Origin of the sequence: Serratia sp. X3 (genome assembly GCF_014982455.1) — a bacterium.
Lineage (GTDB): Bacteria > Pseudomonadota > Gammaproteobacteria > Enterobacterales > Enterobacteriaceae > Serratia > Serratia ureilytica.
This window is the reverse complement of the sequence record NZ_JADCNB010000001.1, coordinates 57,842-77,009: the sequence shown is the minus strand read 5'-3', so window position 1 is coordinate 77,009 and position 19,168 is coordinate 57,842. Positions and strand designations below refer to the sequence as shown.

The following is a 19,168-nucleotide window of genomic DNA, read 5'->3' as shown; positions in this document are numbered from 1 at the left end:
GGATCACGATGTCCTACCCAGCCTCCCCCTCGCGTTATCAAGATATGGAGTACCGGCGCTGCGGCCGCAGCGGATTGAAGCTGCCCGCCGTCTCGCTCGGGCTATGGCACAACTTTGGCGACGCCACGCTGTACGACAACGCCCGCACCCTGATCCGCTGCGCCTTCGATCGCGGCATAACCCACTTCGATCTGGCCAACAACTACGGCCCGCCGCCCGGCGCCGCCGAGGAAAACTTTGGCCGCATTCTCAACGCCGATCTGCGGGCCTGGCGCGACGAGCTGATCGTCTCATCCAAAGCCGGTTACACCATGTGGCCCGGCCCCTACGGCGATTGGGGCTCGAAAAAGTATCTGGTCGCCAGCCTCGATCAGAGCCTCAGGCGCATGGGGTTGGAGTATGTGGATATCTTTTATCACCACCGGCCGGACCCGGAAACGCCGCTGGAAGAAACCATGGCCGCGCTGGATCTGTTGGTGCGTCAGGGCAAAGCGCTGTATGTCGGTTTGTCCAACTACCCGGCCGAGCGCGCGCGCCAGGCGTTCGACATCCTGCAGCGGCTCGGCACGCCGTGCGTGATCCACCAGCCCAAGTATTCGATGTTTGAACGCGGGCCGGAGGCGGAATTGCTGGATACGCTGGCGGATCATGGCGTCGGCGCGATCGCCTTCTCCCCGCTGGCGGGCGGCCTGCTGACCGATCGTTATCTGCACGGCGTCCCGCAAGATTCCCGCGCCGCCAGCGGCAGCCGTTTCCTGCAGCCGGAGCAGCTGACCGCCGACCGACTGGACAAGGTGCGCCGCCTCGATGCGCTGGCGCGGCAACGCGGGCAGAAGCTGTCGCAGATGGCGCTGGCCTGGGTGCTGCGCGGCGATCGCGTCACCTCGGTGCTGATCGGCGCCAGCAAGACTGCGCAGATAGAAGACGCGGTGGGCATGCTGGCCAATCGTCACTTCACTGAAGAAGAGCTTGCGCAGATTGAGAACATTTTATTGTAATCGCTTACAAATTCCGCCGCTCAATTGAGCGGCGATGCCCCAGAAAAATCTCAAATCTCGGCCTCCGGCACCCTTTTCAGAGTGGCTCTCAGATTCAACCCCATGCGCCGGCGCTATGATGCCGATATTGCAGTAAAAATAACGATAAGGCCGTTTTTTAAACTGATGAACGCGCTTCATAAAGTGATCAACGGCCAGGCCGCGCAAGCGGAAAGGAGAAGTCATGTTTAAACCTCTGCTCTTGGCCGCCATCTTGGCGGCGACGGTACTGCCCGCCGCACAGCAGGCGCACGCCGAAGGGATCAGCATCGATCTGATGCCGGGCGTTTCATTACGCATCGGCGATCAGGACAATCGCGGCCGTTACTGGGACGGTTACGACTGGCGCGATCGCGACTGGTGGCAAGGCCATCAGGGACGCTATCTCGGCGATCGCAGCCCGCGCGGCTATTACTGGGATGGCTATCGCTGGCGCGACCGCGACTACTGGCGCAAATATTACTACTCTCGCGACGGGCGCTATTACAAATGCGACCATCATTGCGACAAGCATTACTGGAAGAAAGAGAAAAAACATCACCACGATCATGACCGCGATCGCTGGCGCCGCCACGGCGATGACGACCGCGATTAACGACAACGGGCCGGCGCAACGCCGGCCCGCACTGTTTTCGCCTACAGCACGCTGCCGATCAGCAAGTAGCCATTCAACCCCACCACCACCAACACGATCAGCTTGCCCAGGTTTTGCACCACGGGGCCATTAACCATCTCCCCCATCAGCGCCCGATTGCCGGTGAAAGCCAGCAGCGGCACCAGCGCCAGCGCAATGCCGAAGCTGAGCAGCACCTGGCTCAGCACCAGAATGCGCGTGGCGTCCATCCCCAGCATGATAACGATAAACGACGGCAGCATGGTCACCGCGCGGCGCAGCCACAGCGGGATATGGAAATGCACGAACCCTTGCATCACCACCTGCCCCGCCAGCGTGCCCACCACGGTGGAAGAAAGACCGGCGGCCACCAGGCTCAGGCCAAACACGGTGGCGGCGGCTTGCCCGAGCAGCGGTTGCAGCGTCAGATAAGCCACGTCGAGATCGGCGATGCCGCTGTGGCCGCTGAAATGAAACGCGGCGGCGGCAGTGGCCATCATCGCCAGGTTGACGAATCCGGCGATGGTCATGGCGACGGCGACGTCGACTTTGGTGGCGGCATAGCGCTCCGCCTTGTCGTGCTCACCGCCGACTTGGGTGAGCGACGAATGCAGATAGATCACGTGCGGCATGATGGTGGCGCCCAATACCCCGGCGGCCAGGAATACCGCATCGCCGTTGGGCAAATCGGGCAACGCCATGCCTTTCAGCAGCGGCGCAAGCTGCGGCTGGGAGAACGCCAGCTCGACGATGTAAGCGGCGGCGACGAACAGCAGCAGGCCGCCGATCACCCACTCCAGCGGCTTTTGCCCGCGCTTTTGCAGCATCAGAATTAAAAAGGTGGCGATGCCGGTCAGCACCGCGCCCTGCAACAAGGAGACGCCGAGCAGCAGCTTGAAGCCGATCGCCGCGCCGATAAACTCAGCCAGATCGGTCGCCATGGCGATAATCTCCGCCTGCACCCAATAGGCCCACACCGCCGGCCGCGGAAAGCGATCGCGAATATGCTCGGCCAGATTTTTCCCGGTGGCGATCCCCAGCTTGGCGGACAACAGCTGAATCAGCATCGCCATCACGTTGGCCCAGACCACGACCCACAGCAGGCTATAGCCGAACGAGGCGCCGGCCTGGATATTGGTGGCGAAGTTGCCGGGGTCGATGTAGCCGATAGCGGCGATGAAGGCGGGCCCCATCAGCGAGAGTTTGATTTTTCTGGCGGAGCGACCGGAGGTGGTTTCAACCACGCGACTGTTCAGCATATGTTGAACCCTTACTGAAATTACGTTTATCTCCACTCTATATAAATGATAATAATTATCAAGCGCATTTAGAGCGGTAAAACTTATCTCTGCAATAGCCAACATTAACGGTTTTATCGAAGGGTTCGACACCGTACTTGCCGATTTCCGTGCTTTTGGGGTGGGATTTTGGCTGCAATACCCCTGAAAGACAGGTTAGCACAAGAATACGAATTTCCTATGTCTGAGTTAACATCTTGATTTTTTATGCTTTTGCGCAACACTTTAGGAGAACTCCCACTATGATTTTCCATATTTGCAATAGAAGTCTCGTTTTTAAACGTAGCGTTACATAAAATGACAGCCGAAATTCAGCCTGCCTCAAATTTGGAGCAAACATGTCCCATATTGCGCACTTTGCGTTGGCGATAGTGGTGGTGGCGATCCTGGCCCTGTTGGTGTGCCGCGATCGCAAAAGCATCCGCATTCGCTATGTTATTCAATTATTGGTTATCGAAGTACTGCTGGCCTACTTTTTCCTGCATTCGGAAGCGGGTTTGGGCTTCGTAAAAGGATTCGCCGCGCTGTTTGACAAACTGCTCGGGTTTGCGGGACAAGGGACTGATTTCGTGTTCGGCGGCATGGGCGACAAAGGCCTGGCGTTCTTCTTCCTGAAGGTGCTGTGCCCGATCGTCTTCATTTCGGCGCTGATCGGTATTCTGCAGTACATCAAAGTGCTGCCTTTCATCATCCGCATTATCGGTACCGTGCTGTCGAAAGTGAACGGCATGGGCAAGCTGGAGTCGTTCAACGCCGTCAGCTCGCTGATCCTGGGCCAATCCGAAAACTTCATCGCCTACAAGGATATCCTGGGCAAGATGTCGGAAAAGCGCATGTACACCATGGCAGCGACCGCGATGTCTACGGTGTCCATGTCCATCGTCGGCGCCTACATGACCATGCTGGACGCCAAGTTCGTGGTGGCGGCGCTGGTACTGAACATGTTCAGCACCTTTATCGTGCTGTCGTTGGTCAACCCGTATGACACCAATAAAGAAGAAGAGCTGCACCTCGGCAACCTGCACGAAGGCCAGAGCTTCTTTGAAATGCTGGGCGAATACATCCTGGCCGGCTTCAAAGTAGCGATTATCGTCGCCGCGATGCTGATTGGTTTCATCGCCCTGATCGCCGCGCTTAACGGCGTGTTCAGCGCCATCTTCGGCCTGAGCTTCCAGGAAATCCTCGGCTACTTCTTCTATCCGTTTGCCTGGATCATGGGTATTCCTAAGCACGAAGCCCTGCAGGTCGGCAGCATCATGGCCACCAAGCTGGTTTCCAACGAATTCGTGGCCATGATGGAACTGCAGAAAGTCTCTGCCGAGCTGTCGCCGCGCAGTCTGGGGATCCTGTCGGTGTTCCTGGTGTCCTTCGCCAACTTCTCTTCCATCGGCATCGTGGCCGGCGCGATCAAGGGCCTGAACGAACACCAGGGCAACGTAGTGTCCCGCTTCGGTCTGAAGCTGGTCTACGGCTCTACGCTGGTCAGCATCCTGTCCGCTTCCATCGCGGGTCTGGTGCTGGGCTAAGCCTGAAATTTACAGCAGTGATAAGGCGCCTGCGGGCGCCTTTTTTATTATTCTTCAGCCCTTAGTAACTCGTCCTATCCGCAAAGCGGAAGTCAATCTCAAAATCGGTTAGCGTCAAGCCATAACGCCGCTTATGCCGGTTTATATACAAAGGCAACGCGTTGAAAGAATCGCTTCTCCCGTTAATTTAGAGCCTGCGCGTTCCCATATCGCAATGAGATAAACGCAATATCATTGCAATGGCGATGAGCACATCCTTTCGGCTATGGACAAGGCGTGTCTTTATTCTGAGTTGATTTTATGAAATAACGTTAGTTGAAGGAATTCGCTAACAGCGTTGTAATTTCCTCAGAAATAATTGGCGACGCGTTGTAATAAGAATCTACACTTTCAACAACCACGATTTTTTTATTATCCTCACTCGCCGTCCAACAGGGTACGACCGCCAAGGTTCCTTCCGCATAGGAAAAGGAAGAGATAATGGTAAACAATGATTCGGATATAATGTCCAACTTCCTGCGATCACAATAAGCATCAATATCTAAACTTCGCATCAGCAAGTCAGCGGATTGCGGGACATGCACATCAGCCCCCACTCTAATGACAGTCCCATCAACAGAAGGGACAACCCATAGATTGTACTCTTTTTCCGTTATCAGTATCGGCGAGAGAAGATTTCCCACCGAGTGGGAAAGATAATAATCTCTAAATACCCGATTCACGGCAGGGCAAACTTGATAAATTGAACTTATCTCATTGATCTTATAGCCATTTGTGAATTTTATAATAGTGTCATATATACGCTTGTTTTCATCAAAAAAAATCACACCACTTTCAATGCTGTTTAAGTCTCCAATGTTTTTGTTTCTAAAAACATTGACACTGGTAAAGAACGCCAGCTCATCCTGAAAGTAGGAAAAAATCTCTGCCGTGTTTAGCAGAATGGAGTCATAACTCACAAAAACAGACTTGTTTTTGCAGTTAATGAAAGAGGGAAAATTGATGGCCCCATCATCACCGCAATTCTGCACCTCATAGGGCAAGTCATGCTGTTCGTAAAGGCGGGCAAGATGAGCGACTTCTGATCTTTCGATAATACGAATCATTTTCTCTTTTCTGCCAAACTCTCCGCTGGAGGACAGAATAAACTTTTCCCACATCCATTGTGACTGCGTGGAAAAACGGCTGAGGCGTTGATTATTCTCGTGAATGCGTCGCCACAGACAATGATTTCCAAAGGAGGTTTTAAAGTCATCATAATCACTGTCATCAAGGAAGAAATCGACGGAAATTCCTTTTCTGGCGCAAGCCAGGGCCGTCATTACCGCAGTTACCCCGCCGCCACCCACAATTGCGATATTTTTATTTTTTTTCATGGATAACCTCATCCAATAGTAACGAAACACTAACAATAGTTTCTTCAAGAAAACAACATCAATGTCAATAGATACAAACAGTCAACATTAATTAGCATATTAACTATCACGCAGTTAATCAGAATATAAAACTATTCACGTTGCTGAAATTTGAGATGAATTCGCAATCACTTAGCATAAAAAACCATATGTGTAGAATTATACTCTAAAAATATCGATATTGGCGCACATTAAGACTGCTGATTTTTTTTTCATGTAGACTGAATTTCATTAACAAATCACACCCGCAAGGAGGTCTAGTGACAGAATAAAAATCCAATAAAAAAACAAAAACAAGAATGTTATAAGAACTTAACATGTTAATGATGGCATCAATCACCTGAAAAGAGGGGGTTTATCACCCATTTACATATGATAGCGTGATGGTTGAAAATTTATAATTTACGCGCAGTTACTATACAAGGATATTTATATGAATAAGCATATGCAGAGATCCCTACTGCTTGCCGGCATTCCTTTGGCAATGTCCGTCATTGCCACAGCTACCGCAGCAGACGGCACCATAAACTTTACCGGTAATGTCACCGACCAAACCTGCACAGTTGAAGCAGGCAGTGCCAACCAAACCATTCCAATGGGCAACATCAGCGCTAAGGCATTCAAGACCGCTGGCGATACCGCTCTGCCGACAAAATTCAGCATTGCCTTAGCCGGCTGCCCTGAATCGGTAACAAAAGCGTCGGTAAAATTCGACGGCGCATACGCACAAGGCAATTCGACATTGTTGTCACTCAATGCGGAGAAAGGCGTGGCCACGGGTCTTGGCGTAGCCATCTATGAGGCCGATGGCACCACGCAAATTCCAATGGCTTCATTTTCTACAGCGCAGAGTGTGCAAAAAGATATCAGCAATGTCTTTACCTATGTCGCGAAATACATGGCGACATCAGACACCGTCACCGTCGGACCGGCGAATGCCACGACACAATTCAGCATCTCTTATAACTGATCATCTTAGTCTATCAGGTCAGCAAATATTGCCGGCCTGATAGCACGCGCCATCAAGGACGGCTTGCTTATGAAACAGAGTAAATATTATTTGCTGGCAATATTATTTTTTTCATACGGCGCCTCGGCAAGCGTAACGCTAGGCGGTACTCGTATCGTATACGAAGAAAGTAAAAAAGAAGCGAACATTTCAGTCAGTAATCAAGATAAAAATAGTCCCGTACTTATTCAAACATGGGTAGAAAGTTTCTCATCTGACGATAAAAAAGAGGTTCCATTTATTGTTACGCCCCCCTTATTCAGGTTGGAGGCAGAGCAAGAGAACATCCTTAGAATTATTTATTCTGGAGATAACCTGCCGCAGCATAAAGAATCAATATATTGGTTAAGCGTAAGATCGATACCATCAACCCAAAAATCAAAAGAGAACAAGTTACTCATTACCGTTCAAAACAGAATAAAAATATTTTACAGGCCTAAACATCTATCAAAAGATGAAGCCATTGACGCCTACAAAAAAATTCGTTTCTCACTGAAAGGAAAAACCTTAGAGGCAAAAAACCCAACGCCATTCCACGTCTCTTTTTACTCTGTAAGCATCGATGGTAAAGAAGTGAAAGAGGCCGACATGATTGCGCCGCAGAGCACTAAGAAGTGGTTATTGCCAAAAGAAATTCATGGTAAAGAAATAAGATGGCAAGCGATCAATGATTATGGGGGAATAACTCAGGCGATAAGCGCACCACTATAGTAAATTTGCAAGGGGATGCAAAAATGATGATAAGAAATAATACCACTCATAAAACATCGGTGTTGTTCTTTTGTGTTCTTTCTTCACCTGCGGCTCTCGCTGAAGATTATTTTGACCCCTCGGCATTAAACAGGAATCATCAGACTATTGTTGACTTATCCAAATTTAATAACGCGAGTCATCAACTGCCGGGCGATTACTGGGTAGATATCTATGTGAACAACGTGTTTTTTGCCAATCAAAAAGTGTCTTTCTATCATGCAGAAGGCATTTTGCAGCCCCGCATCCATCGCAGCGATCTCGATTCTTGGGGGGTTCGCATGGATAAAATAAAAACAGTCAATGACAGTGAACTGGCGGCATCCCCCATCAGTAAAATTATTCCTGGCAGCCAGGCTGTTTTTGATTTTAACAAACAAAGATTGGATTTAAATATCCCACAGGCATACATTGAAAATCATCCCAGGGACTGGGTTAACCCTGCACTTTGGGATGATGGCATCCGCGCCTTTTTGTTAGATTACAGTTTTAGCGGTACCGAGACGCGGAAAGCGAAAAATAAAGATAATCAATACTTAAATTTGCGCAGCGGTTTCAACTATGATGCCTGGCGCTTTAGAAACTATGCCACCTACTCAAGCCAAAACAGCGCCAAGTGGAAAAGCATTAACACCTATGCCGAACGCAGCTTTAGGGACAGTAAAAACACGCTGACCATTGGCGATAGTTCAACATCCGGCGACGTTTTTGACAGTTTCCAATTTCGCGGAGTGAAACTGGCAAGCGATCCGAGCATGTTGCCCGATAGCCAGAGAGGGTTTGCCCCGACGGTGAGAGGCATAGCGCAAAGCAATGCAGAGATCACTATAAAACAAAATGGCTATATGATTTATCAAACATATGTGCCTGCGGGGAGTTTTGAGATAACTGATATTTACCCTACCACTTCCAGCGGTGGGTTACAGGTGATCATCAAAGAAGCGGATGGTTCAGAAAGGAGTTTCTTTCAGCCTTTTTCCTCCGTTCCCATTATGCTCAGGGAGGACATGAAAAAAAATGAACTCACAATCGGAGAATATCGCTCTGCGCGGGACGATAGCCAAAATGCTAAGTTCCTGCAGTCATCCGTAATTTATGGTCTTAAAGATGATAAAACACTCTATGGCGGTGCCATTATTTCAGAAAAACACCAGGGAATCTCTTTCGGCATTGGCAGCAGTCTGGGGTTGCTGGGCTCCCTCTCTGCAGATGTCACGCATAGCAAAAGCCGGTTGGTCACCGGGCAGGATCGTAATGGGCAACAATATCGTATCCAGTATGCAAAAAATATTGAAACAACGGGTACCAACTTTACGCTGGCCGGCTATCAATACTCAACGTCAGGCTACTTAAGCTTTTCGCAACTAAATGATATGAATGCCAATCTTAAAAGAAAGTGGCTGACACGCGGCGTAAAAAGAAACAAGTTGGTTATCAATATTAATCAGCCTATACGAGACTTTGGCAGTTTATATATCAATGGTTATCAACAGAACTATTGGCACAGCGACGCCGTTGAACGAAATGTTCTAATGGGATTCTCCACGAACCAATTTGGGGTTAGCTGCAATATTGGGTTCGGCTACAATAGCAGCCGCTATACGGACAGACCCGACAAGATCGCCACGCTCAATGTTCAGATCCCGCTGAACAAATGGCAATCAAACAGCTGGGTAAATTATACCTCAAGCAAGAGCAGCAAAGGAAAACTCAATCAACAACTGGGGTTAAGCGGAACCGCGCTGGAAAATAATCAGCTCAGTTATAACGTTTCTGCATCCCAAAGCAGCAATCGCCCCGGCAATGCTGGCAACAGTTCTGTTTATTATCGCAGCAGATATGGCGAAATAGGCGCCGGATACAGCTTTGATAAAGATATGCAGCGAATAAACTACAGTCTGCGAGGCGGCGCCGTGGCTCATCGAAACGGCATTACATTGTCCCAATCGCTGGGTGACACTATTGCTTTAGTTGAGGTGCCAAATGCACGCGATGTTGAAGTCATCAACAGTACCGGCGTAACGACCGATTGGCGAGGTTACGCCGTGGTGCCCTATATCAGCAGCTATCATAAGAATCGAATTAATTTAAATCCGCAATCCTTTGATGACTCTGTTGAAATAGAAAAAAATAGCCAAACGGTCATCCCGACGAAAGGTGCGATTGTTGTTGCCAACTTTGCCTCTCAAATCGGCAATCGCATTATTTTTAACGTTGCCCACCAGGGTACAGCGATTCCTTTCGGTGCCGTTGCGACATTGCTTACCGACCGAGGCAAGACGGGCATCGTCGGCAATAACAACACGGTTTATATGAGCGGCATGCCCGACTCAGGAACAATAGCGTTGAGCTGGGGAGCAGAAAGAGGTTGCCAGGGTAATTACAATATTGCCTCTAACAACCCTGTATCAAGAATTAAGCGTATTAACTTGCAGTGTGAATAAGACAAACACAATAAACCCCTATCGCTTGCCATATTAAATTTTAGAACATGGTAGCCAGTAACAAGCAAACTGATAAATCACCTGCGAGAGAACATCGCCAAAGGACATCAGCATGACGACATCAAGGCTAATCACAGCCGCCCAGATCGCCAAAACAGTAAGCATTCTGGTCTTGTTATTTTCTTTTTCAGCCAAGGGAGACGGTGATTGCCGTGCAATATGGCACAATCCACTACGCATCGAGCAATCCAGCATTACCGTCCCGGCTGGCGCCAAAATAGGCGATCTTATCGGCCAGGGAGAATCTAACTTTTCAGTAAAATTACTGGAAAATAACACGGGCTTCTCCTTGGGTGAGCGAGGCGACTTGGTTATGCAGCCCTTCTCCGATCTGACTGCGACAGACTTAAAGTACAATGGCATCACTGTCTATGAAACGAGTTGGAAGGGCGTCGGCATTGCCATGTCGCTTAATGACAAACCGGGCCTCATCGAGTTCTATGGCCCCCGCGAGACGCCTGTCGGCTATATCCTGGGCGCTAACTTTAAACATTATCTTATCAAGACAGGCGATATACAGCCTGGTACCATGCCCTTGTTCGCGCCTTTCTTTTTCAACTATGCCTGCTTAAGAGCCTCAAATGCCAGGAGATTGGGTCACGTTTATTATCCTGCCGTCAATATTGCCGTCGAGGGCTGTCGCCTGAACACGCCGTCGAAACAGGTTATTTTAGACAAGGTTAATCGGCGGGTATTTTCCGGTCCTGGCAGCGTGGCCGGGAATACTCCCTTCAACATCGCTCTAGAGTGCAATGCCAACACAAAAGTTGACTTGGAAATACGCGGGGAAACGGTTAATGGTCATCATCAAGTTTTGGCGATTACGCCTTCCACAGAGGCTGCCACCGGCATCGGCCTACAGATTCTGCACAACGGCGCTCCCTTTGAGTTGGGTTCCGCAACCAACGTATTAAACGAAACATTAATAGGGATAAATGAAATCCCACTCAGTGCGCAATATTACCAAACTGAAGAGAAAATCACGCCGGGAGAAGTCAATGCCGTCGCTCATTTCACCGTCTCATATCGCTGATTTTAGTATTGTTATGACGTGCCAAGACAAAATCGGACGCAATAGCGGCAACGTCTAGTAAGGCTATCAAGGAAAAATTTTGCGTAAAAGCAGCGGACAAAGGCAGCTAAAAGGATATAAAGCAAAAAGCCGACCCTAAGGTCGGCTTTTCAAATGGTGGTGGAGCTAGACGGGATCGAACCGTCGACCTCTTGCATGCCATGCAAGCGCTCTCCCAGCTGAGCTATAGCCCCACAAAATTGGTACGCGTTGACCGGCGTTACGGTATTCCCCAACCTCTCTGAGAAGAAGGTTGGTGGAGCTAGACGGGATCGAACCGTCGACCTCTTGCATGCCATGCAAGCGCTCTCCCAGCTGAGCTATAGCCCCGTTCCACAATCACTTTGTGCTGTGAACGGGGCGCATAATATGAAACCCGCTCAAAGCTGTCAACGGCTAAATTGAATTACTGAATCAAGCGTTGAAAAAGCCGCCAAATCAGCATCTTTGGCGCCAAAAAATCATCACTTTGCGCAGAGTTCATCCATTTTGCGCGCTACTTCTCAAAATGGCAAAAGACCCTGCATATCACGTTGATTTTTAATTAACGGAATGTTAGCGAAATGCGCTTGAGTCGGGCTCCCGAGCGGCATAGACTGCCCGCGCCATAAACTTTATTACGATAAACCGAGTCCGTCATGTCTTTGCATTCACCAAAAGAAATCGCCGCCCTCGCCGTTCAGGCCGGGGTAAACAAAAGCCGCGCCCCTCTTGCTAATCTGCTGATTCTGGGCTTTCTCGCCGGCGCCTTTATCGCTACCGGCTTCCTGTTGGATATTCACGTCATCGGCACCCTGCCGGCCGAATGGGGCTCTTTCGGCGCGCTGTTGGGCGCCGCGGTGTTCCCTATCGGTTTGATCCTGACCATTCTGGCCGGCGGCGAACTGCTGACCGGCAACATGATGACCTTGCCAATGGCCTGGTTCGCCCGTGAAATTCCCGCCATCGCCGTGCTGCGCAACTGGTTTTGGGTCACCCTGGCCAACTTCGCCGGCAGCGTGGCCGTCGCCTACTTCTTCGGCCACCTGCTGGGCCTGACCGAAGGCGCGTTTTTACATAAGACGCTGGCGATCGCGCAGGCCAAAGTGGATGCGGACTTCCTGCACGCCTTCATTTCTGGCGTCGGCTGCAACTGGCTGGTATGCCTGGCGGTGTGGTTAGCCTTCGCCAGCAAAGATGTGCCGGGCAAAGTGATCGGCATGTGGTTCCCGGTCATGGCTTTTGTCGCCATCGGCTTCCAGCACGTGGTGGCGAATATGTTCATCATCCCGGCGGCCATCTTTGCCGGCGGCATGGGCTGGGAGCAGTATCTGCCTAATTTCGTCGCGGTATTTCTCGGCAATGCGCTGGGCGGCGCCGGCTTTGTCGGGTTGATGTATTTCCTCGCCTATCGCCCGGGATTGCCGGCCGGCGAACAAGCCTGATAAACGACAATAAAAAAGCCCCGGGATCGCTCTTCGGGGCTTTTTCTTTATGGATGGCGTATCAGGCTAATCAGGCCTGCGCTTCACGCTCGGCGATGTAAGCCAGCGCCATATCGATGCGCTGCAGCGAACGCTTCTGGCCGATCGCATGCACGGTCACGTCCATGCCCGGCGACTGGCCGGCGCCGGTCACCGCCACGCGCAGCGGCATGCCGACTTTGCCCATGCCGACGCCCAGCTCATCCGCCGTGCCCTGAATGGCATCGTGCACGTTTTCCGGCGTCCAGACGGTGATGGCGGCCAGCTTGGCGCGCACCGCTTCCAGCGGCTGACGCGCGACCGGACGCAGGTGCTTCTTGGCGGCGTCGGCGTCGAACTCGCTGAAGTCTTCGTAGAAGTAACGGCAAGACTCCGCCATCTCTTTCAGCGTCTTGCAGCGCTCGCCCAGCAGCTTGACGATATCCTTCAGTTCCGGCCCGTTGCGGGTTTCAATGCCCAGTTGCTCAACGTGCCATGCCAGATGCACCGCCACTTCTTCCGCCGGCATATGGTTAATGTAGTGGTGGTTCAGCCACTGCAGCTTCTCGGTGTTGAACGCGCTGGCGGATTTGTTGATCGCTTCCAGCGTGAAGAACTCTTTCATCTCGTAGATGGAGAAGATCTCCTGATCGCCGTGGGACCAGCCCAGACGCACCAGGTAGTTCAGCAGCGCCTGCGGCAGATAGCCGTCGTCGCGGTACTGCATCACGCCCACGGCGCCGTGACGTTTGGACAGCTTTTTACCGTCGTCGCCGAGGATCATCGACACGTGCGCGTATTCCGGCACCGGCGCGCCCAGCGCTTTCAGAATGTTGATCTGGCGCGGGGTGTTGTTGATGTGGTCTTCGCCACGGATCACGTGGGTGATTTCCATGTCCCAGTCATCGACAACGACGCAGAAGTTATAAGTTGGCGAACCGTCGGTGCGGCGGATGATCAGATCGTCCAGCTCCTGGTTGCTGAATTCGATCGGGCCACGAATTTTGTCGTCAAAGATCACCGACCCTTCCTGCGGGTTGCGGAAGCGCACCACATGCGGCTCGTCGTCGGTGTGGCTGCACTGGCTGTCGCGGCAGTGGCCGTCGTAACGCGGCTTCTCGCCGTTTTCCATCTGCTTCTCGCGCAGCGCTTCCAGACGTTCCTTGGAGCAATAGCATTTATAGGCGGTGCCCTGCTCCAGCATTTCGTCGATGACCGCATTGTAGCGATCGAAACGCTTGGTCTGGAAGTACGGGCCTTCATCCCAATCCAGGTTCAACCAGTTCATGCCATCCATAATTGCGTCGATCGCGTCCTGGGTAGAGCGTTCCAGATCGGTATCTTCGATACGCAGAACGAACTCACCGCCCGCATGGCGGCTGAACAACCAGGAATAAAGTGCGGTACGCGCGCCGCCGACGTGAAGATAGCCGGTCGGGCTCGGTGCAAAACGGGTTTTGATTTTCATTGGGTTCACTGCCTTATTACGCAACGCGTGTCGGCGATGGCCGACGATTGCTCGGAATTGAAAAAAGAGTGGACGACATTGTATCACCACGTGCTAATTCCTCAACGCCGACACGATATTGCGCCGGTCGATTTCGCGCGTTTTGCGGCGAGTTTCGCATAGCGTTGCGCAAAGAATCGACGCCGTTGGCGATAATTATCGCGCCCTGCCTAAATTTGCGGCGAACGATTGAAATCATTTTAAAAACCGTTGACTCACTTTGAACTATCCCTATAATGCGACTCCAACAAGACGGGGCGATTAGCTCAGTTGGTAGAGCATCTCCTTTACACGGAGGGGGTCGGCGGTTCGAGCCCGTCATCGCCCACCATCTTGTTGAGAAAAATGAGAACGAATGAGGGTGATTAGCTCAGTTGGTAGAGCATCTCCTTTACACGGAGGGGGTCGGCGGTTCGAGCCCGTCATCACCCACCATCATTCTCTCGTTTAGCAGTGCCTGGAAGTCCTGAAGTGGGTGATTAGCTCAGTTGGTAGAGCATCTCCTTTACACGGAGGGGGTCGGCGGTTCGAGCCCGTCATCACCCACCACTTCTGCGGGTCGTTAGCTCAGTTGGTAGAGCAGTTGACTTTTAATCAATTGGTCGCAGGTTCGAATCCTGCACGACCCACCAATTCAGAAAAAAGCGCCTTTTGGCGCTTTTTTCGTTTCTGCCGTTCGCCTCCCTTTCTTCATTCGCCACGCGCTGAGATACGAATGGTTATCATTTTGACGGCTTGAATGGTAAATTAGCGGGCATAACACTACCCAGCAATCCGCACGCGGATTGATACGCCTTTGTGCAAGGAAAGAAAGAGCCCGCTCATGACCCTATCCTTACGTCAGCTGTTCATTTCAGTTATTGCCGCCGCGGCCTTGCTGCTCAGCGGTTGCGGCCCGGACGACAAGAGCGACGGGCAGAAACCGTCCGCCCCCGCTGCCGACAGCAGTTGGCCGCGCACCATCGATAGCGCCAAAGGGAAGTTCACGCTGGAAAAACCGCCGCAGCGCATCGTGTCCACCAGCGTCACCATCACCGGCACATTGCTGGCTATCGACGCCCCGGTGGTCGCCAGCGCCGCCACCAGTCCAAATCCCCTGGTGGCCGATCAACAAGGCTTCTTTACCCAGTGGAGCGAAGTGGCCAAACAGCGCCACGTCGAACGGCTGTATCAGGTGGAACCCAATGCCGAAGCCGTCGCCGCCGCCGCGCCGGATTTGATCGTCGTCGCCGCGACCGGCGGTGATTCGGCGCTGAAACTGTACGATCAGCTGTCCGCCATTGCGCCGACGCTGGTGCTCGATTACGGCGACAAAAGCTGGCAACAGCTGGCCAGCGAACTCGGTGAGATCACCGGTCACGAAGCCGGCGCCAAACAGGCGGAAGATCGTTTCGAACAGCGCGTGGAACAAGTGAAGCAGGCGATTACCCTGCCGCCGCAGCCGACCACGCCGCTGGTGTATGCCGACAACGGCCGCGAAGCCATGCTGTGGACGCCGGGCTCCGCCCAAGGCAAGCTGCTGACCCAGCTCGGCTTCCAGCTGGCTACCCCGCCGGAAAGCGCCAAAGGCAACGCCAGCATGGGGAAACGCCATGACATCATCCAGATCTCCGGCGAAAAAATGGCCGAAGGCCTGAACGGCAAAACCCTGATCCTGTTCGCCACCAATGAGCGCAAAGTGCAAGAGGTGCTGGCCAACCCGTTCCTCAAACATCTGGAACCAGTGGAACAGCGGCACGTCTACGCCGTCGGCAACGATACCTTCCGCCTCGATTACTACAGCGCCACCAACATGCTGAACCAAATCGAACGGCTGTTCAAAAAGCCCTGAATCACGCCGTCGGCAGGCCAGTCCCCTGCCGACGCTTTTCGCAAACGGGGCAACCATTCACATTCAATCAATTGAAATATCAATAGTTATTAACATCGTCCACGCGCCTTCGCCACCAACCGGCGGGTGCATGCGGGCGTAAACTCGTGTTACTATTGGCGCCCTTCACGAACGCAAATAACAATGAGAATAAAAATCATAAAGGAGTTACCGGTGTGAACGTACCCACTCCGACTGAGCGGACGCTTTCGTCCGCACCGCACGCAGCTTACGCCAGTGGCTTCAAACGCATCGCCGGGTTCGGTATCGGCTTGGCGTTGTTGTTGCTGTGCATCATTGCCAGCCTGATGCTGGGTTCCAAAGCCATCCCCTTCCATACCGTCTGGCTCAGCCTACAGGGCGCCGCGAGCGGCTCCGACAGCACCATCATTCTCAACGCCCGGGTGCCCCGTACGCTGGCGGGCATTTTGGCCGGCATGGCGCTCGGCGCCGCCGGCGCGCTGATTCAGGCATTGACGCGCAACCCGCTGGCCGATCCCGGCGTGCTCGGCATCAACGCCGGCGCCAGCTTCGCCGTGGTCATCGGCATCATGTTTTTCGGCGCCGCCACCACCGAAAGCTATATGGCCTACGCCTTTGTCGGCGCGGCCGTGACCACCCTGCTGGTCTACCTGATAGGCACGCTGGCGGGCGGGCGCATCAACCCGGTGCGGCTGACGCTGGCCGGCGTGGCGATCGGCGCGGTGCTGGTCGGCATCACCACCGGGCTGTCGCTGATCGATCCGCAAACCTTCGACCAACTGCGCTTCTGGCAGGCCGGCACGCTGGATATCCGCACGCTGGCCACCCTGCCGGTGACCGCCCCCGCCATTTTGCTCGGCTGCCTGCTGACGCTGCTCATCGCCCGGCCGCTGAATACCATCGGCATGGGGGAAGATCTGGCTATCGCGCTCGGCGCGCGCGTAGTGCTGACTCAGGCGATCGCAGTGATCGCCATTACGCTGCTGTGCGGCGCGGCGACCGCCACCGTCGGCCCGATCAGTTTCATCGGCCTGATGGTGCCGCATATCGCCCGCTGGTGGGTCGGCCCCGACCAACGCTGGATCCTGCCCTACTCCATGCTGCTGGCGCCGATTTTACTGCTGTGCGCCGACGTGGTCGGCCGCTTGCTGGCGGCCGGTGAACTGCGGGTTTCCATCGTGGCGGCCTTCATCGGCGCGCCGGTGCTGATCTGGCTGGTGCGCCGCAAGAAAACGCTGGGGGGTCTGTGATGAGTCTGCCGCACACGCTGCATATCGGCCGCCCGGACGGCGTCATCAACGGGCGCCTGCCGCTGCGCCTGCTGCTGATCAACCTTTCACTGTTGGCGCTGTGTCTGGCGATGGCCGTCGCCGCCCTGTGCTACGGCACGCTGCAACTTTCGCTGGAGCAGGTTTTTGCCGCGCTGACCGGCGAGGCGCCGAAAAACCTGGTCACCGTGGTCACCCAATGGCGCTTGCCGCGCATCGCCATGGCGCTGCTGTTAGGCGCCGCGCTCGGCATGAGCGGCGCCATCTTCCAGTCGATTATCCGCAACCCGCTCGGCAGCCCGGACGTGATTGGCTTTAACATGGGGGCTTACACCGGCGCGCTGATCGCCATCACCCTGTTCAACGGCGGCTATTACTACATCGCCGGCGGCGCGCTGGCCGGCGGCATTCTCGCCGCGCTGGCCATCTACCTGCTGGCCTGGCGACAAGGCATCGCCGGCTTCCGGCTGATCATCGTCGGCATCGCCATCAGCGCGGTGCTGGTCTCCACCAATACCTGGCTGATCATCACCACCTCGCTCGAGCGCGCCATGGACGCCGCCATGTGGCAGGCCGGCTCGCTCAACGGCATGACCTGGCAGAAAGCCCAGCCCGCCACGGCGTTCATCCTGCTGGCGGCCGCGGCCGCGCTGTTGATGGGCAAACGGCTGCAGCTGCTGGAAATGGGCGACGACACGGCGCGCGCGCTGGGCGTGAACGCCGAAGGCAGCCGGCTGTGGCTGATGCTGTTCGGCGTCACCCTCACCGCCGCCGTCACCGCCACCGCCGGGCCGATTTCCTTTATCGCGCTGGCGGCGCCGCAAATCGCCCGCCGCTTGGCCGGGCAATCCTCGGTCACCCTGACGTCCTCGGCGCTGATGGGCGCGGCGCTGCTGCTCGGCGCCGACGTGGTGTCCCAACATCTTTTCGCGCCGATCCAACTGCCGGTCGGGATCGTGACCGTCTGCATCGGCGGCCTGTACCTGATTTGGCTGCTCATCCGTGAGGCCCGCAGATAGATAATGAAGAGTGATAATGCCATGAGCCACCGCCTGCACGCCTCGCACCTGAAGCTGGGCTACGACAATAAAATCATCGCTGACGATCTGAGCGTGGCGATCCCCGACGGCGCCTTTACGGTGATCGTCGGGCCGAACGCCTGCGGCAAATCGACGCTGTTGCGCGCCCTGTGCCGCCTGCTGAAACCCAGCGCCGGCGAGGTGATGCTGGACGGCAAGAACATCAGCAGTTTCGCCACCAAGGCGCTGGCGCGCGAGCTTGGCCTGCTGCCGCAAACCTCGATCGCACCGGACAGCATCACCGTGGCGGACCTGGTGTCGCGCGGCCGCTATCCGCACCAGAGCCTGCTGAAACAGTGGACACAGGCCGACAAACAGGCGGTGGAAGCCGCCATGGCGGCCACCAACGTCAGCCAACTGGCGGATCGCAGCGTCGACGAGCTGTCCGGCGGGCAGCGTCAGCGCGTCTGGGTAGCGATGGCGTTGGCGCAGCAAACGCCGCTGCTGCTGCTGGATGAACCGACGACGTATCTGGACATCGCGCACCAGATCGAGCTGCTGGATCTGTTCCGCCAGCTCAACCGCGAGCGCGGTCAAACCTTGATCGCGGTGCTGCACGATCTCAACCACGCCTGCCGCTATGCCGATCACATCATCGCCATGCGCGATGGCAAGATCGTGGCGGAAGGGAAACCGGCGGAGATCATTACCGCCGAACTGGTGGAGCGGGTGTTCGGCATGCCGTGCATGATCATCGACGATCCGCTGTCACACACGCCGCTGGTGATCCCGCGCGGCCGCTATCACTGCGACGCGCCGCAGGCATGAAAAAGGCCGGGTTATCCCGGCCTTGTCG

16 protein-coding genes and 6 tRNA genes are annotated in these 19,168 nt (G+C 54.1%); 16 read left to right on the top strand and 6 right to left on the bottom strand.

What is annotated here, in order from left to right:
- Window positions 1–8: 8 nt before the first annotated feature.
- Window positions 9–998 (top strand): L-glyceraldehyde 3-phosphate reductase, encoded by a 990-nt coding sequence (gene mgrA / locus IMX17_RS00400; protein WP_046896267.1) that lies wholly within the window; start codon window positions 9–11, stop codon window positions 996–998.
- Here the strand turns inward: mgrA and IMX17_RS00395 are convergent.
- Window positions 990–1,223, bottom strand: a complete 234-nt coding sequence (locus IMX17_RS00395) for a hypothetical protein (protein ID WP_127897177.1) — start codon at window positions 1,221–1,223, stop codon at window positions 990–992. The genes mgrA and IMX17_RS00395 overlap by 9 nt on opposite strands.
- Here IMX17_RS00395 and IMX17_RS00390 point away from each other — a divergent pair.
- The gene (locus IMX17_RS00390) at window positions 1,222–1,632 is read left to right on the top strand and encodes a DUF2502 domain-containing protein (RefSeq protein ID WP_046896266.1); all 411 of its coding nucleotides are present in this window, start codon (window positions 1,222–1,224) and stop codon (window positions 1,630–1,632) included. The two genes, IMX17_RS00395 and IMX17_RS00390, sit on opposite strands and share 2 nt — an antisense overlap.
- A gap of 41 nt (window positions 1,633–1,673) precedes the next feature.
- Here the strand turns inward: IMX17_RS00390 and IMX17_RS00385 are convergent, their stop codons facing one another.
- Entirely contained in the window at window positions 1,674–2,909 is a 1,236-nt protein-coding gene (locus IMX17_RS00385) for an Nramp family divalent metal transporter (protein ID WP_046896265.1), read from the bottom strand.
- A 377-nt stretch (window positions 2,910–3,286) separates the two neighbouring features.
- Between IMX17_RS00385 and IMX17_RS00380 the strand changes: the two genes are divergently transcribed.
- Window positions 3,287–4,474 carry a NupC/NupG family nucleoside CNT transporter gene (locus tag IMX17_RS00380; protein ID WP_004936373.1) on the top strand — a complete coding sequence of 396 codons (1,188 nt, stop codon included), beginning with the start codon at window positions 3,287–3,289 and terminating at the stop codon, window positions 4,472–4,474.
- 311 nt (window positions 4,475–4,785) lie between these two features.
- Here the strand turns inward: IMX17_RS00380 and IMX17_RS00375 are convergent, their stop codons facing one another.
- On the bottom strand, window positions 4,786–5,850 hold the full coding sequence (locus tag IMX17_RS00375; RefSeq protein ID WP_046896264.1) for a hypothetical protein: 1,065 nt from the start codon (window positions 5,848–5,850) through the stop codon (window positions 4,786–4,788).
- 472 nt (window positions 5,851–6,322) lie between these two features.
- Here IMX17_RS00375 and IMX17_RS00370 point away from each other — a divergent pair, with 472 nt between their 5' ends.
- The 4 genes from IMX17_RS00370 (at window position 6,323) to IMX17_RS00355 (ending at window position 11,185) form a co-directional block, all read left to right on the top strand.
- Entirely contained in the window at window positions 6,323–6,859 is a 537-nt protein-coding gene (locus IMX17_RS00370; protein ID WP_049866699.1) for a fimbrial protein, read from the top strand.
- 69 nt (window positions 6,860–6,928) lie between these two features.
- Window positions 6,929–7,609, top strand: coding sequence for a molecular chaperone (locus tag IMX17_RS00365; protein ID WP_046896263.1), 681 nt, complete (start codon window positions 6,929–6,931; stop codon window positions 7,607–7,609).
- Between the two features lie 23 nt (window positions 7,610–7,632).
- The gene (locus IMX17_RS00360; protein WP_193549217.1) at window positions 7,633–10,092 is read left to right on the top strand and encodes a fimbria/pilus outer membrane usher protein; all 2,460 of its coding nucleotides are present in this window, start codon (window positions 7,633–7,635) and stop codon (window positions 10,090–10,092) included.
- A gap of 112 nt (window positions 10,093–10,204) precedes the next feature.
- Window positions 10,205–11,185 carry a fimbrial protein gene (locus tag IMX17_RS00355; RefSeq protein WP_052759889.1) on the top strand — a complete coding sequence of 327 codons (981 nt, stop codon included), beginning with the start codon at window positions 10,205–10,207 and terminating at the stop codon, window positions 11,183–11,185.
- Window positions 11,186–11,342: 157 nt separating this feature from the next.
- Here IMX17_RS00355 and IMX17_RS00350 read toward each other — a convergent pair.
- Window positions 11,343–11,418, bottom strand: a tRNA-Ala gene (locus IMX17_RS00350).
- Between the two features lie 60 nt (window positions 11,419–11,478).
- Window positions 11,479–11,554: transfer RNA gene (locus IMX17_RS00345), tRNA-Ala, on the bottom strand.
- Window positions 11,555–11,862: 308 nt separating this feature from the next.
- Here IMX17_RS00345 and IMX17_RS00340 point away from each other — a divergent pair.
- On the top strand, window positions 11,863–12,648 hold the full coding sequence (locus IMX17_RS00340) for a formate/nitrite transporter family protein (protein ID WP_044030747.1): 786 nt from the start codon (window positions 11,863–11,865) through the stop codon (window positions 12,646–12,648).
- A gap of 70 nt (window positions 12,649–12,718) precedes the next feature.
- Here the strand turns inward: IMX17_RS00340 and gltX are convergent, their stop codons facing one another.
- Window positions 12,719–14,134 carry a glutamate--tRNA ligase gene (gene gltX, locus IMX17_RS00335; RefSeq protein ID WP_193549216.1) on the bottom strand — a complete coding sequence of 472 codons (1,416 nt, stop codon included), beginning with the start codon at window positions 14,132–14,134 and terminating at the stop codon, window positions 12,719–12,721.
- A gap of 294 nt (window positions 14,135–14,428) precedes the next feature.
- Here gltX and IMX17_RS00330 point away from each other — a divergent pair.
- The 8 genes from IMX17_RS00330 to IMX17_RS00295 all read left to right on the top strand — a co-directional run bounded on the left by IMX17_RS00330 (window position 14,429) and on the right by IMX17_RS00295 (window position 19,140).
- Window positions 14,429–14,504: transfer RNA gene (locus IMX17_RS00330), tRNA-Val, on the top strand.
- Window positions 14,505–14,532: 28 nt separating this feature from the next.
- Window positions 14,533–14,608, top strand: a tRNA-Val gene (locus IMX17_RS00325).
- A 38-nt stretch (window positions 14,609–14,646) separates the two neighbouring features.
- Window positions 14,647–14,722, top strand: a tRNA-Val gene (locus IMX17_RS00320).
- A gap of 7 nt (window positions 14,723–14,729) precedes the next feature.
- Window positions 14,730–14,805: transfer RNA gene (locus IMX17_RS00315), tRNA-Lys, on the top strand.
- A gap of 191 nt (window positions 14,806–14,996) precedes the next feature.
- Window positions 14,997–16,004, top strand: coding sequence for a Fe2+-enterobactin ABC transporter substrate-binding protein (gene fepB / locus IMX17_RS00310; RefSeq protein ID WP_046896262.1), 1,008 nt, complete (start codon window positions 14,997–14,999; stop codon window positions 16,002–16,004).
- 215 nt (window positions 16,005–16,219) lie between these two features.
- On the top strand, window positions 16,220–17,275 hold the full coding sequence (fepD, locus tag IMX17_RS00305) for a Fe(3+)-siderophore ABC transporter permease (protein ID WP_046896261.1): 1,056 nt from the start codon (window positions 16,220–16,222) through the stop codon (window positions 17,273–17,275).
- Window positions 17,275–18,312 carry an iron-enterobactin ABC transporter permease gene (gene fepG, locus IMX17_RS00300; protein WP_193549215.1) on the top strand — a complete coding sequence of 346 codons (1,038 nt, stop codon included), beginning with the start codon at window positions 17,275–17,277 and terminating at the stop codon, window positions 18,310–18,312. Before fepD ends, fepG begins: the two co-directional genes overlap by 1 nt.
- A 21-nt stretch (window positions 18,313–18,333) precedes the next feature.
- Entirely contained in the window at window positions 18,334–19,140 is an 807-nt protein-coding gene (locus IMX17_RS00295) for an ABC transporter ATP-binding protein (RefSeq protein ID WP_004936408.1), read from the top strand.
- The last annotated feature ends 28 nt before the right edge of the window (window positions 19,141–19,168 follow it).